The 14,910-nt window shown below is 65.3% G+C and carries 11 protein-coding genes; 1 reads left to right on the plus strand and 10 read right to left on the minus strand.

Annotated features, from left to right (window positions below):
- Positions 1 to 9: 9 nt before the first annotated feature.
- The 10 genes from mnxG to mdcA all read right to left on the minus strand — a co-directional run bounded on the left by mnxG (position 10) and on the right by mdcA (position 13,481).
- The gene (gene mnxG, locus ACMCNM_RS17280; protein ID WP_412765025.1) at positions 10 to 5,877 is read right to left on the minus strand and encodes a manganese-oxidizing multicopper oxidase MnxG; all 5,868 of its coding nucleotides are present in this window, start codon (positions 5,875 to 5,877) and stop codon (positions 10 to 12) included.
- A 271-nt stretch (positions 5,878 to 6,148) separates the two neighbouring features.
- Entirely contained in the window at positions 6,149 to 6,913 is a 765-nt protein-coding gene (madM, locus tag ACMCNM_RS17285) for a malonate transporter subunit MadM (protein WP_412765026.1), read from the minus strand.
- Between the two features lie 2 nt (positions 6,914 to 6,915).
- Entirely contained in the window at positions 6,916 to 7,338 is a 423-nt protein-coding gene (gene madL, locus ACMCNM_RS17290) for a malonate transporter subunit MadL (protein WP_186678009.1), read from the minus strand.
- 62 nt (positions 7,339 to 7,400) lie between these two features.
- Positions 7,401 to 8,321: a malonate decarboxylase subunit epsilon gene (gene mdcH, locus ACMCNM_RS17295; protein WP_186703796.1), complete on the minus strand. Its 921-nt coding sequence runs from the start codon at positions 8,319 to 8,321 to the stop codon at positions 7,401 to 7,403.
- Positions 8,318 to 8,932, minus strand: a complete 615-nt coding sequence (locus tag ACMCNM_RS17300) for a malonate decarboxylase holo-ACP synthase (protein ID WP_412765027.1) — start codon at positions 8,930 to 8,932, stop codon at positions 8,318 to 8,320. Before ACMCNM_RS17300 ends, mdcH begins: the two co-directional genes overlap by 4 nt.
- 1 nt (position 8,933) lies before the next feature.
- Positions 8,934 to 9,725, minus strand: a complete 792-nt coding sequence (gene mdcE, locus ACMCNM_RS17305; RefSeq protein WP_027593482.1) for a biotin-independent malonate decarboxylase subunit gamma — start codon at positions 9,723 to 9,725, stop codon at positions 8,934 to 8,936.
- A complete protein-coding gene (locus tag ACMCNM_RS17310) occupies positions 9,722 to 10,570 on the minus strand; it encodes a biotin-independent malonate decarboxylase subunit beta (protein ID WP_412765028.1) in 849 nt (282 codons plus the stop codon). Before ACMCNM_RS17310 ends, mdcE begins: the two co-directional genes overlap by 4 nt.
- Entirely contained in the window at positions 10,563 to 10,862 is a 300-nt protein-coding gene (locus tag ACMCNM_RS17315; protein WP_085272968.1) for a malonate decarboxylase subunit delta, read from the minus strand. The genes ACMCNM_RS17310 and ACMCNM_RS17315 overlap by 8 nt, the downstream gene beginning before the upstream one ends.
- Before the next feature lies 1 nt (position 10,863).
- Complete coding sequence (locus ACMCNM_RS17320) at positions 10,864 to 11,820, minus strand: triphosphoribosyl-dephospho-CoA synthase (RefSeq protein ID WP_412765029.1); 957 nt, start codon at positions 11,818 to 11,820, stop codon at positions 10,864 to 10,866.
- Entirely contained in the window at positions 11,820 to 13,481 is a 1,662-nt protein-coding gene (gene mdcA, locus ACMCNM_RS17325; RefSeq protein WP_027593486.1) for a malonate decarboxylase subunit alpha, read from the minus strand. Before mdcA ends, ACMCNM_RS17320 begins: the two co-directional genes overlap by 1 nt.
- Before the next feature lie 344 nt (positions 13,482 to 13,825).
- On the opposite strand from mdcA, the gene ACMCNM_RS17330 reads away from it, so the two are divergent.
- Positions 13,826 to 14,896 carry an enoyl-CoA hydratase/isomerase family protein gene (locus ACMCNM_RS17330; protein ID WP_412765030.1) on the plus strand — a complete coding sequence of 357 codons (1,071 nt, stop codon included), beginning with the start codon at positions 13,826 to 13,828 and terminating at the stop codon, positions 14,894 to 14,896.
- The last annotated feature ends 14 nt before the right edge of the window (positions 14,897 to 14,910 follow it).

The following is a 14,910-nucleotide window of genomic DNA, read 5'->3' on the forward strand; positions in this document are numbered from 1 at the left end:
CCAGTGTCGTTATTGTGGCGCAGCCGTTGCGGGCGGCGCTTCGTTGCTGACCCGCAAAATCCCCCACAGCCCCGAAAGGTTGCCGTAGGCGGCATAGTCGCGGAACAGGTAGTCCCCCGGCACCGCGTTGGCACCACCCGCGCTGGGCAGCATGAAGCTGAAGTGCGCCGCTGGCAGTACGCTTTCCTGGGCCCCGATGTAGATCGACATCGGGTTGAAGCCGAAGCGCACCGAGCCGATGCCTGGCAGGTTCATCGGGTAACCATCGGCGTCGTTCTTCTCGGCCTGGTAGGCGTGCAATGGCCACAGGTGCCCGTCCAGCTGGTAAGTGATACCGCGGCTGCCACCGCTGGGCATCAGCACATGGCTGCGTGCCGGCTGGCCAGGCTTGGCCCAGAGCACGGGCGTCTGCGGGTCGCCACCGACCAGGGCGTTGCTGTAGGCCATGTGGGCGTTTGGCACATCGGCGAAGCCATTGCCGTCGGCGTGGCCGAACGGTGCGTCCGGCGCCATGCCAAAGCGCAACCACAGCGGTTCGGTCTTGTAGTTCATGGCCATGTTGCCGTTGTCCTTCGGATCGCCCGGCACGCCATTGCCTTCAGTAGCGATACCTTCCACGGGGCGGCCGTCAGCCCAGCGCATGTTCATCGAGCGCTGCCACACCGTGACGAAGTCGCGGTAGTCCGGCTGGCCGCTGACTTTTACCGTGGCCTGAGCACGGCTGGCGGTGTCCTCGGTGAAGGTGGCGGTTTGCGGCAGGATGCTCATGGCGCCCACCAGGCCTTTTTGCGGTTGCTTGATGAAGTCGGACGGGGTCAGGTTCAGGCCGCCGAACTCGATCGCAGTACTGTTGATGTTGTCCACCGTACGGCCCAGTTGCAGCACCGGCTTGCCTTCACGCTCCAGGTGCCCGGCGTAGTACTGGTACACCTTGCTCGGGTAGGCACCGCTGTTGCCGGCACGCGGCGGCACGGTCTGCACCGGGTTGAGGCCGACGTTGGCACCATCGGACTTGGTGATGTCGTAGGCCAGCAGCTGTGCGTGCAGGCCAACATGGCTGGACGGCCGCATCAGGTTGTTGTTGAACGCCGTGGAGCCTTCACTGCCATTACGGTCACGCTTGACCACGTTCTGCATCACGGCCGTGCTTGGCAGGTCGGGCATCACCAGCGGCAGGCGGTTTTCCAGGGTGATACTGATGCAGTCGCCGGCATTGGCGCGCAGCACCAGGGGCTCTACCGGCACGCCGGGTTTGAGCTTGCCTGTGGTCGCGTCCAGGTCTGCCTTGCGCACATACAGCACCGCGGTCGGGTCGTGCAGCGGTGCGCTGTGGCCGCCAACGGTGAAGGTGGTGCCGTCCTCCTCATCCACCACGGTCACCTGCGGGATGCTGGTCTTGCGGCTGTTGAACACCAGCGTGCCACCGCCAGGCTTGAGCGGCCCACCGACATGCTGGCCGACGCCGGCCGGGTCGGTGATGCTGACCCCGTGGCGGTTCTCCAGAATGTCGTTGGCCAGTACGGCAACGATCTCGTAGCTGCGCTTGACCGTGGCGCGGGTACCAATGCCATTGGCGTTGGTGGTGGTTTTTGGGCAGATGCCATCAAAGTTTACGGTGTTGCGCATGGCCACCGGCTGCGGGTTGTTCGACAGCGGGAACAGGTCCGGGCGCAAGGTGGTGTAGTTGCGCATGATGCCCCAGATGCCGTTCCAGTAGCCTTCCAGTGCCGCGTCCAGCGAGTACAAGTAGTCGCCGTTGGTGGCCGCAGCGCTGGAAATCATCGACACCGGCGCCATGAAGCCCAGCTGCTCGGAGATGCCGATCATCTGCGATGCCTTCCACCCCGAGTTGGAGCTGCTGCCGAAGCCCGAGCCATTCTGCAGCCACTTGACGCCGTGCAGCGTGACGTTGTGCTCCTCTTCATGGCCACCGGCATGCATGCGCAAGCGCACGTTATCACCCGAGTAGGTGCGCAGCAGCGGCGTGAACGGGTCACCGGGCTCGCTACCGGCGGTGTTGATGTGCGGCGGGAACACCGTGGTGCCACCGGTTGGGCCGACCGCCGAAGTGATCGCCGAAGGCGCCATGTTCATCGCTGGGATGGCACGGTCGGTGCGGCTCTGCAAGGCATAGCTCAGGTCACCGCCCAGGCCGTCGGCCTGCATGCCGCGTTTGCCGTCCGGGGCCACTTTGTTGGGGTCGAACACGCGCAGGGCCAGCGGTTCGTTACGGTAGTTGACGACGAACATGCCTGGGTCATCCACCGAAATGGCTTGTGGGCACGGCCGGCTTGGGCAGCCAGGGCTCAGGCCACCGCGCGACTCGACCACCGATTCGAGCAGCGACGAGGCTTTCTGCCGGACCGGTGGGTTGATGGCGTAGCGGAAGCTGTCGGCCGTGGCCGGGTACGACTGGCCATTGGGAATACCGTCCGGCCCTGCGCCCACGTACACGCCGGCTTCATAGGCATGCTGGAAGTCGCTGTACTCGAGGAAGAACTCACGGTAGCTGTCGTTTTTGCCGTCGCCATCGTGGTCACCGGTCTTGATCACTGCTTGCCACGAGGTTGGCCCACCGTCCTGGCGCGCAGCCGGGTTGTACAGCTGCTCGCCGGTTTCGGCGTGGTACCAGGTGGAGCCGGCAGGTTCGGCCAGTACCGTGGCGTACAGGCCCAGTTGCTGGTGGGTCGATGGGCCAAGGTGGTCGTGGGTGAAGATGGTGCCCAGGCCGCGGTCGACGTTGTGCACGTTGACCACAGGGTCGGCGAACCAACGCTGCATGGCGGTACGCGCGCCCAGCCAGTCGGCCCGGCCAAAGCGCCCGAAGTACGGGTGCTGCTTGGCGCTTGGGCAGGCGGCGGTGCCGTCTCGGCTATCGCCTTCGGTGCAACCGTTGTAGGCGCGAATGGCATGCACGCGCTCGACCACGCTGCCGGGCGAAAGAATGCCGTCCTCGTAGTTCCAGCCGTTGGCAGAACCATCGGCCGCGGTGAGGTCCCACTTGGGCAGGTGGATGTGCTGGCCAATCACGTCGGTTGGGGTGCGCACCTGGTAGTCGTCCATCTCATAAATGGAAGGGATCAGGTTGGTGTGCTGGTACATGGTGCAATCGAAGGTGTTCATGCGCATCACCAGCGGCTCGGGTGGGCGCTGCTTGGTGATCACTGGCCAAGCGTCTTCCCAGAGGGCAATGATGCGCGCCTGCGGGAAGTGGTAGCCGACTTTGTTGTAGACCGCATCAAACTGAATGTTGGCGCCTTTATAGATGCGTGGGCGGTCGGCGGTGAAGGCAGACGCACCCCGGAAGCTCATGCCGGTCAGGCTTTCACCGCTGGCGAACTCGCCTATGCCCGAGGTCTGGGTGAGGCGCTTGCCGCGGTCGTCCATGCACGGCTCGAAGAACGGTGCCCCGGCCGTCGGCAAGGCGCCATTGGTGCGGAAGTTGCGCGCCACCGGCTGGCTGCCCGGCATCAGCGCATAGCTGGGGTGCTCAGCCTTGGCGTGAAACTTCATGGCCGCCTGTTCGACTTCGGTGCCCTCTTCCGGCAGGTAGATCGGCTTGGCTTTATGCACCACCTTGGAGAAGTCCAGCTTGGTGGTGGTGGTCAGTGCTTCGCCACCTGCCGAGATGCCATCCAGCGCGTGCCGGCCCAGGCCACCATCCCAGCCATCGACCTGGTTGGGGTCCAGGTTGGCCCACAGGGCATTGCCGCTGTTCTTCAGTTGCTGGGCAAGCGCAGGGTCGAGCATGTCCAGCGGCGGGGTCGGTGGGCGCTGGCCGACGCTGCTTTCCATGCCTCCGATCCAGAACGGGTAGCCTGGGTTTTTCAAGGTGCCGTCGGCGTTGCGGTTGGTTTCGCTACGGTCGACCAGGGCCAAGGAGCCGACAGCCTTGGGCGCAGCTGCCCCGTGGCCATGGTCATCGTCGCCCTCTTCTTCCTCTTCATCATCGTCCTGCTCGTTTGTGGCCACCCACTGCTCTGCAAGCTTAGGCACCACGACCACTTTGCCCGGCATCGGCGCCATGGCTTTGCCCGGCAGCGGGACGATGGCGGGGATCGGCGTACCGGCAATGATTTCACCGTCCGGCAATGCCCGTGCGCCGACGGCTGGCTTGCCACTGCGCAGGGCAAACGGCGTGCCGTGGAAGCCGTTTGCATCCTGGCCACTGACCTCCAGCCGGGTACCTTCCTCGAACACGTCGTGCACCCGCCACATGGCCCACATGCCTTGGGCGAAGTGCGGGTAGAAATGGCAGTGATAGATGGCATCGCCGGCTACGCGGTTACGGTTGCCAGAGCCGCCGTTGGCGATCTCGTAGGTGTATCCGATGCCCGGGCCGATGCCTTGGGCGTCCACATAGTCGGAGTTGTCGTCGTTGGGGTTGAATAGCCACTGGTGGCCGTGCAAGTGGAAGATGTGCTGCTCATGTCCATTGTGCGTATTACGGAACTTGGTGAAGTCGCCAATGTAGCTGTGGTGGACGTTGGCCGGCTCCGACGGGTACAGGGCCATGCTGGCCTTGACGCCCACGGCATTAGCCGGTGGGGTTTCGCCGGGGCGGATGTTCTCCAGGCCTACGTTGGCTGGCACGTCCACCAGCGTGCCGATATCGCCCACGGTGTGCGCACTGAGGAAGAACTCCTCGTAGGCGCATGACAGGCAGTCATGCATCGGGCCCACGCCCAGGCGGTTGGCCACCACCTCGGCGCCCATGCCGCCCGAGCCGTAGTTGATCATGAATGAATCGCGCGTCGGCTCCAGCACGTGGCCCATGATCGGGTCGGCCCAGTAGCCGGGGAAGGCCTGGGTGCCGGCCACTTCGTCGGCGAACTGCGAGGCGAAATCACGGAACGCATCCAGCCGGTTGGGCAGCGCCGGGTTGCGCTTGTTGACGCTCTCCAGTGGGTAGGTCGAGCGGGGGAAGCTGCCGTCTGGGTTGGGGCCCATGACGATGGCATCGGTCTCGCTGTTGAGAATCTCGTTGCCATCGACCATAGCGATGATCGGCTTGCCGGCCTTGCCTTCGGTGATCCACGGCTCTGCCTGCGGGTAACGGGCCTGGTAATCGATGACAGGTTGGCCTGTGGGGGTGTGGCCGGTGGTGGCCAGGCGCATTTCTTCTTCGGTCAGGGTGTTGCGGAAGGTGCGCCCGCCTTTGGGCACCACCACCACCTGGCCGAACAAGCCGTTGGCAACGTTACCGGCACCGCCCTGGCCGCCGAAGGTCGCACCTTGGCTGGTTGCGGCGAAGGCCCCTTCGCGTTCGGCATACAGGGTGTAACTGCGGGTGTTGCCCGGCGACACCAGGAAGTTGCCGTTGCGGCCGGTGTTGGCGGCGATGTCGCCAATGCTGTTGACGGCTTGCATGCCGTTGACCTGGAAACCTACGTGGCGGTCGCTGACTTGTTCATCCGCAACGAAGTGCTCACCGCCTTCATTCTCGAACTCGGTTTCCGGCCCTTCTTCTTCCTCACCTTCGGCCTCGTTCTCTTCGTGGTCGATACCGTGCTTGTTGGGGTTGGCCTGGTAGGCCAGCAGGTTGGTCAGGTTGACGGTCAGGCAGTCACCGGCAGCGACCCGCAAGACGATTGGCCGTGGGCGTTTGTCCGGGCGCAAGGTGACTTTGCCAGGCACTGCGGCTCCGCCTTTGCCAAGCGGGACCTGATGCTCGTCCACGACATCTTCGCGCAGGGCGAACATCATGCCATTGGCGTTTTGCGCGCCAAGGCGGTTGAACATCAGCGGCTGGTCCAGTGCGACCACATTGGCAACCAGGGTGCGCTGGCACTGCACAGCTGCCTCGCTGGTCGCTTCCCAGCCGAGCAGGGCCAGGACAAGGGATGACAGGACGGGGCCTTTGAGCGGGGTCGACATGCTGCACCTCCGGAACACAGGGTCTCTGCGTGGAGGTTGAGCAAGGTATATGCCAGATGAGAATTGTTATATTTTTTGGTGAGTTACAGGGCTAACCGAAACAGATTGGGGAGGATTCCCCAGCGCTTTTCCCCGATTCGGGGGATGGGGCTGCAGATAGCAGCAGCCTTGTGCTGCGAAGAGGCCGGTGACAACAGCGTTGATATTCGCCGCTAGTACGGGCCTCTTCGCAGCGCAAGGCTGCTCCTACACAGAGGGGGTGAAGGGTGGGTCAGCCGATCAAGCCGCGCACGCAGAAATACAGGATCGAAGGGCCCATCAAGCAGCCCAAGCCGGTATGGAAGGTCGCGGTCAGCGCGCCGTACGGCACCAGCCGCCGGTCCGTGGCCGCCAAGCCTGCGGTCACCCCCGACACCGTCCCTGCCAAGCCACCGAACACCATGGCCGAACGCGGGTTGTCCAGGCCCAGCAGGCGGGCCGACACCGGGGTGAACACCATCACCAGGATGGCCTTGATCAACCCGGTGGCTATCGACAAGGCCATCACGTCCGAGCTCGCACCCAGCGCCGCCCCAGTCACCGGCCCGACGATATAGGTCACCGCGCCCGCGCCAATGGTGGTCATGCTTACGGCATCGCGATAGCCGAAGGCATAGGCCACCGCCGCACCGACGATAAACGGCAGCACCGTGCCCAGCAGCAACGCAACGGCGCCAATCATCCCGGCCTTGCGCGCCTCGGTGGCCTGCACTTCGAAGGCCGTGGCGACGATGGCGAAGTCGCGCAGCATCGCCCCACCCATCAGGCCGATGCCAGAGAACAGTGCCATGTCCGCCAGGCCCTTTTGCCCGCCGGTCACGGTACCGCCAACCCAGGCCAGCACCAGCCCAATGACGATGGCAATCGCCGAGCCGTGCACCCGGCCGAACGTCAGGTATTTGGACATCAGTACCGACAACCACATGATCGCCCCGACAACCGCGAACGCGGTGATCAGGCCGTTGTGTTCCAAGGCATTGTCAACGATCGGCCACATGATCAGCGCCCTCCTGCAGGGGCAACCTGCCCAGGTGTTTCGGGTGTGGGCTCCAGTGCGGGCAAGGGTTCACCGCGGTGGCTGCGGCTGATCAGCGCGATGGTCGCGCCACACACCAGTACCGCGCCGACGGCCGCCAGCAGCGCCACCGGCCCGCCGTGCAGGGCCGTGACCACGTTCTGCTGGGCCGCCATGGCCACCACCACCGGAATGTACATCGCGCCCCAGAAGCCGACGCCGAATTCGCACTCCTTGCTCATGCCGCCGTGGCGGTGCATGTACAGCCGCGCACAGATCAGCAGGATCATGGCGATACCGACCCCGCCCACGTTGGATTTGACGCCCAGCAGCACGCCCAGGAAGTCGCCGACGATAACGCCGGCAAGCGTGCACACTGCCAGCAGAGCCACACCATAAATAATCATTGTTGTTGTCCTCAGGTGTTGTCGAAGTTGCTTGTTGTTGTCCTTCGCGTTGCACAGCACGGTCATCGGTTGCCGGCCACCTCCTGACGCATTAAGGCGTCGACGCTGTCCAGCCGAGTGGACTCGATGGCTACCACGCGGCCATTGGCGAACACCTGGCGGGCCAGGCCGCTGAGCACACTGCCCGGTGGTATTTCCAAGTGCAGGCGCACCCCGCGTTCATAGGCGTTGCGCAACGTGGCACGCCAGTCCACCACCCGCGCCATGTTGCCGGCCAGGTCGTCGCGCAAGCGTTGCGGGTCGTGGATCGGCCGTGCACTGCTGCCGCTCAGGTAGGTGATGATGGGCCTTCGCAGTTCGACCGCAGCAAAGGCCTCGGCCAGTTCCGCAGCCGGGGCGTCGAGCAGTGGGCAATGGGACGGCACGCTGACCGCCAGGCGCCGCGCGACGCCCTGGCCCAGGCTGCGCGCGCGTTGGGCCACCGCAGCCATGGCCGCCTCGCTGCCGGCAATGACGATCTGGTTTTCGCTGTTGAGGTTGGCGATGTAGACCTCACCGCCCGCCTCCACCAGCAAGCGCTCGACACTGGCCAGGTCCAGGCCACTCAGCGCGGTCATGCCATACCCCTGCGGATAGGCGCGCTGCATCAACTCACCGCGCAGGGCAACCAGGCGCACGGCATCGGCGAACGCCAGCGCACCGGCCGTGACAGCAGCGGGATACGCCCCTATCGACAGCCCTGCCACATAGTCGGGGGCGGGACTTTGCTGCAGCAGTCGGCGCGCCCAGGCCACCCCGGTCAGCAACAGGCACAGCTGCACGGCCCGGGTGCTCTGCAATGCCTGCTCGCTGTCCAGGCCCAGCACCTGATGGCCCAGCGTATCGCTGGCCTCCTCCAACAGTGGGCCGGCCCCCTCGGGCAAGCGGTGCAACATGCCTACCTGCTGGGCACCCTGGCCGGGGAACGCGAACAAGCTGCTCATGCCGCACACCCCCAGGCAGCCCAGGGGTCAGCCACCAAGCGCGCGCCATGGGGCGACTTGAGTAGTACGCGGCGGGCAACACCGGCCCACTCACGCAGGGCCACGGCACCTGCCGGTGTTTCCAATTGCACATCGATACGGCATGGCGCGCAGTCCAGTATGTCCAGCAGTTCCCGTGCTTTTGTGCGTGCCAGGGGGTGTGGCGTGCGCACGACCACGTCCAGATCACTGGCCAGGTGCAACACGCCAGTCTCGGTGGCGAGTTGGTACCCCACCCCACCTGTCGGCCCCCAGGCCAGCCCGGTGGTATCGAGCACCGGGGCCACCGAGGCCAACGCCTGCAATGCAGGCCACGGGCTCGGTGTTTGCCAGCGCAGGGCCTCAGGGCTTTGCAGGCGTTGGATATCGGCCAGGCGCATCTGTGTGCCCAGCCGCTGATCCCGGCTCAGGCCGCGCAGGCCCACCGCCACCCAGCCGTCAGCGCAGGCGGCGCGGCGCACCACCACCGGCTGACCGCTTGCCACCACCTGATGCGCCCACTGCGGGGCATCTTCAGGCAGCGCGCAAAGGGGCAACCCCCACAGCAGGTCGTGCGCGCGTGGGCTATTCATCTCAGGCCCCCTGCCACTGACGGCGCAAGTGTTCGCGCACCTCGCGGGAGGCACGCCGGTTTTCGCCCGCCAGCCGAGATGACAGGTCGGTCGAGTTGCCGATATCGCGCACCGCTTCGGCCAGGCAGGTACGTACCTTGGCCAGGTCGGCCGCACTTGGCGTCTCGGCGTTGTCCACGCCAAGACGTCGCCACAGCAAGCCCAGCGAGGCATAGCTGTCGAGGTCATAGGCCATCGGCGGTACTTCGGCGGCCAGGGCCTCCAGTGCTTCGACGCTGCGCAATGTAATGCGCGCGGCAGCGGCCTTGCCCATGGCGTGCACCATCACCCCAGCGTCGTCCAACGCGATCAGGCGCTGGGCTTGATAGCCATGCGCGAGGAAGGCGCCAGACATCGCCTTGCCGACCAGCAGCCCAATCACCGGGTGCCCGGCCAAGCGCGCCTCGGCATACGCCTGCACCGCACCGGCCAGCGCCTGGTGAATGCCCAGCGCCTCTTCGCGGCGGCCATAGGCCTGGCTGGGCACATCGATGACGGCGACGATGGCCCGCTTCTCGCCGTCGCGGTCTGCCGCGACCGCTTCGCTCACCGCCTTGGCCAGCCCCCAGCCTTCCAGCAAGCCGACCTCGCCCGCACGCGCCCGGGGGAACGGGTTGTGCGCATCGGGCACCACGGCAATGAAGCGTGCCAGGCGGTTGTCCAGTTCGCCGTCGATCACCTGCAGCGACGCGGGGTAACCCGGCAGCACTTGCCCGCCGGCCAGGCCCGGCAGCCAGTTCATGGCTCGGTTCATTTGGCTTCTCCTTGGTAGAGGCTGCATACGGCGGCGGCATTCAGTTGCGGGCAGTCATCGCCGAGGCGCGACAGCCGCTCGAGGTACCAGGCGTGGCGGCGAGCACGGTCTGCGGCGGGGGTGTCGAGCAGGTGCACAAGCTGCTGGCGTATTGCATCTGCATCATCGGCCACGTAGCCGTCGACCAGCCCACTGGCATGGCGCTGCTCGCCACCGGTCAGGCTCCAGATAAAGGGGCGGTCCTTGGCGTCGTATTCGGCGATGCCCGCTTCCTGCTCGATGACCTGCGGGCCATTGAGGCCCAGGCGCGCCTCACGGGTGACCAGCAGGTGGCTGCACAGGCCGGCAGCGATGGACATACCGCCGAAGCAGCCGACCGAGCCTGCGATCAGGCCGATCACCGGCTGGTAGCTGCGCAGCTCGACGATCGCGGCCTGGATCTCGGCGATTGCCGCCAGGCCCAGGTTGGCTTCCTGCAGGCGCACGCCACCGGTTTCCAGCAGCAGCACGGCGCAGGTCGGGGTGCCGTTACGGTTGTCTTCGATGGCCAGTTCCAGTGCACCGGCGATCTTCGCCCCGCCCACCTCCCCCATGCTGCCGCCCTGGAAGCCACCCTCGATAGCGGCGACCACCGTGTTGCGGCCATTCAGCCGGCCTTTGGCGATGACCACGCCATCATCGGCCTGGGGCACGATGCCCTGGCGCGGCAGCCAAGGTGACATGAGCCGGTCGAAGGGGCCCAGCAGCTCGCGGAACGTGCCCGGGTCAAGCAGTGCCCGGGCGCGCTGGCGGGCGCCCATTTCGACGAGGCTGCGGCTGTGCAGCAAACGCTCGGTGTCAGTCATGGGCGATCTCCTCGAAACCTTGCTCCAGGCGCAGGCGCACCACGCCTGGGGTGGCGCCAAAATCATGGATGTCGATGTTCACCGCTGGCCATTGGCGGCCTTCGAACAGGCGCTGGAACAGTTGCGTCCAGCGCGCGCCGCTGCCGTTGACCGACGTCACGACCTGGATCTGCAGGCTGCCGGCGATGCCGGGTTCGATCAGCACTTCCAGGTCGCCGGAGCTGACGCAGCCGACCACGGTGCGCCCGCGCCCCGGTTCGGCGGCGGGAAATTGAAAGGTCAGGGTTTCCATGTCACAGGCTCCCGGCTTTGTCGAGGAACAGGCAGGCCGCCAACAGATCGGCAGCGCCACCCGGAGAGGCATTCAGTTGCAGCAAGTGTTCATCCAAAAGGCGCAGTTGCCGCCGCCCGTCCAGCGTGGCGCTGCCACCGGCGTCGAGGACGGCGCGGGCACCCTGCTGGACCGTGGCCAGCCCTTGTGGCCCGGCGCGCCAAAGCACACAGGTGTCGGCCAGCGCCGCCATGATCGCCAGCAAGGCATCGAGCCGCGCGTGGGTTTCGCTGGCACCTAAGGCACGGCTGCGCTGGAGCTGTGGCAGGCCATGCGCGATAACCGCTGGGAAACCCAATTGCGCCTGTTCACGGGCTCCGCCGCTGCCATAACGGCGCCTTACGTGGGCACCATGGCTGTCTTCCGATGCTGCGCCCGGGTCGTCGATCAGCGCGATGCGCCCGGCGCGGGCCGCCACTGCGCACGGGTCAGCGTGGGGACCCAGGGCACAGGCCGCCACCAGCAGCCCCAGAGCCCAGATCGCGCCTCGGTGGGTATTCACCCCGCCGGTGGTCGCCAGCATCGCGGCCTCGCCTTCGCGGCCAATGCGGCCTAGCGCAGTGCGCAAGGGCTGGCCGACGCCGCCAATGGCCTCGGCCGCTTCGGCCATCTGCCGCAGGCACGGCCACAGGGCCAGCGCAGACGCATGCATCAACGCTAGCGTCATGTCGGTGTGCGCACCGTTGCTGCGGCGGTCTACCAGGCCCGGTTTGGGCGACAGATCGACTTCGTCGATCAGGGCTTCTACTGCCAAATCCGCCAGGTGATCGGCCAGAGGGATTTCGGTTGTCTGTTCAGCCCTCTTCGCGGGCAAGCCCGCTCCCACAGAGCCCCCACTGGCTTTAAGGCCCGTTACATACCGGTAGGAGCGAGCTTGCTCGCGAAGCAGCCCATGCGATTGCAGGTCGAGTACTTTCATCACCAGCTCCTGAACCGTGCGGGTGGGTTGTACAGGCCACCGGACCATTCCACCAGGTCGGCGATGCTGCGCGCAGCCAGCAGCTCACGGCTGGCATCGGTACGGCGAATGCCCAAGTCCTCGGGCAACGCCACCAGGCCCTGCTGGCGCAGGCGCTGGGTGTCTTTGGGGTCATGCCGCAGGCCAATGGCGGTGACACCGGCCACGGCTGCAATCATCTGCTGGCGCTCCTCAAGGCTGCGCGCCTTGTACAGGTAAGCAATGCCTTCTTCGGTGAGTAAGTGGGTAACGTCGTCGCCGTAGATCATCACCGGTGCCAGCGGCATGCCGGCTTTTTTCGCCACTTCGACCGCATCGAGGGTTTCGACGAAGGTGGGCTTGCCGCCCTCCTGGTAGGTCTCGACCATCTGCACCACCAGCTTGCGGCCGCGCTCGAGCATCGTTTCGGGCACGGTCATGTCGAGCCAGGCCGGTGTCGCGTGGCGGCGCCCACGGGGGTCGTGGCCCATGTTCGGCGCACCGCCAAAGCCCGCCAGTCGGCCGCGGGTCACGGTCGAAGAATGGCCGTCGCCATCCACCTGCAACGTGGCACCAATAAACAGGTCGACGGCGTACTGCCCCGCCAACTGGCACATCATGCGGTTGGAGCGCAGCGAGCCGTCGCGGCCGGTGAAAAACACGTCCGGGCGCTGGGCGATGTAGTCTTCCATGCCCAGTTCAGTACCAAAACAATGCACGCTCTCGACCCAACCCGTTTCGATAGCGGGAATCAGCGTGGGGTGAGGGTTGAGCGTCCAGTTGCGGCAAATTTTGCCTTTTAGGCCAAGGGATTCGCCATAGGTCGGCAAGATCAGCTCGATGGCTGCGGTATTGAACCCAATGCCGTGGTTCAGCGACTGCACCTGGTGTTTTTCATAGATGCCACGGATCGCCATCATCGCCATCAGCACATGCACGGGCTTGATGTGGCGTGGGTCGCGGGTGAACAGCGGCTCGATGTAGAACGGCTGGTCGGCGACCACCACGAAGTCGACCCAGGACGCGGGGATATCGACGCGCGGCAGGTCGTCGACCCGCTCCACCAATTGGTTGACCTGGGCAATGACGATGCCGTCACTGAAGGCGGCGGGTTCGACCAGGGCCGGTGTGTCTTCGGTGCTGGGGCCGGTATAGAGGTTGCCATCCCGGTCGGCCATGAAGCCCGCGACCAGGGTCACGTTGGGGATGAGGTCGACCAGCAGCCGGGAGTACAGCTCGATGTAGGTATGGATGGCGCCGACTTCGAGCAGGCCATCTTCCAGCAGTTGCCCGATACGCAGGCTCTGTGGCCCGGCGAACGAGAAGTCGAGCTTGCGGGCGATGCCCCGCTCGAACAGGTCGAGGTGCTCGGCACGGCTGACGCTGGGCATGATCATGTGCAAATCGTGCAGCCGCGCCGGGTCGACCTTGGCCAGTGAGCGGGAGAGAAAATCGGCCTGCTTCTGGTTGTTGCCTTCCAGCACCACCCGGTCGCCGGGGGCGAGTAACAGTTCCAGTGCCTCGACGATATGCGCGGTGGGCAGCACCACGCCGTCGGCAAGGTGGCGGACCCGGTCGAGGCGGCGCTGCTTCTCGGCGCGCCGCCGCGACCATTGCGGCGGTGGATTCTTGGTTGTTGTCATGGTGACTCCACGGGTTCGCTGTCGTGGAGCCACCTTAGGGCGAGGCGTGAGGGTGCATCAATCAAGCTGGTTGGGTGATCGTTACGCTCAGGTTAATGAATTGAGGGTGGAGTGGGCTTGGGGTGTATGGCGTGATATTAGTGGGGGGCGCAGTTCGAGCGCCGCGCGGGCGGCGCTCGATCTCCCAGGCGCTGCAAGGCTTAACCTGAACACAAGGCAAAAATGCAGAACACCCCTGCAGATTTGCCGATTGTGCACGACAAATTCGCATGACAGGATCCAGTGATCCTCCAGCGAACTCCAGACTTCACTTGGAAAATCAATAACAAAGCAGGGAGAACGCGATGACCGCGCATGCTTACACTTCGGCAACGGATCATGTCTTGGCTGAAGTCCGCAACCAGATTGGCCACCTGACCCTGAACCGCCCCGCCGGCCTCAATGCCTTGACCCTGGATATGGTGCGCAGCCTGCGCCAGCACTTCGACCAATGGGCAGACGACCCGCAGGTGCGCGCAGTGGTACTGCGTGGTGCGGGCCCTAAAGGGTTTTGCGCCGGTGGCGACATCCGCTCGCTGCACGACAGCTACAAAAACGCAGAACGCCTGCATGAAGACTTTTTCGTCGAGGAATACGCGCTCGACCTGTGCATCCATCATTACCGCAAACCGGTGATGGTGCTGATGGACGGCTTCACCCTGGGCGGCGGCATGGGCCTGGCCCAAGGCTGTGACCTGCGGGTGGTGACCGAGCGCAGCCGGCTGGGCATGCCGGAAGTCGGCATCGGCTATTTCCCGGATGTGGGCGGCAGCTATTTCCTCTCACGCCTCCCTGGCGAGCTGGGCACTTACCTCGGTGTCACTGGCACCCAGATCCAGGCCGCCGACGCCCTGTATTGCGGGCTCGCCGACTGGCATGTGCCCTGCGATAAACTCACCGCACTCGACCAGGGCCTGGACCGCCTGACCTTTGGCGACCACCCGCTCAAGGACCTGCAAGGCCTGCTGGCCAAGCTCGGCACTCAGGTGCTGGATGACGCGCCGCTGGAGAAGCTGCGCCCGGTCATCGACCATTTCTTTGCCCTCCCCGACTTGCCAGCGATCATCGAGCAACTGCGCACCGTCAGCATCGGCGACAGCCACCCATGGGCCCTGGCCACCGCCGACCAGCTGGAAAGCCGCTCGCCACTGGCCATGGCGGTTACGCTGGAAATGCTGCGCCGCGGTCGCCACCTGGCACTTGAGGCGTGCTTTGCCATGGAGCTGCACCTGGACCGCCAGTGGTTCCAGTACGGCGACATCATCGAGGGCGTGCGTGCCCTGATCATCGACAAGGACAAGCAGCCACGCTGGAACCCGCCCACCCTGGCCGAGCTCGAGCGCCAGCGGGTCGACCAATTCTTCGAAGGCCTGTGAGCCCGGGAGTACAC

It is taken from the genome of Pseudomonas sp. NGC7, assembly GCF_047159675.1.
Taxonomy (GTDB): Bacteria; Pseudomonadota; Gammaproteobacteria; order Pseudomonadales; family Pseudomonadaceae; genus Aquipseudomonas; species Aquipseudomonas kermanshahensis.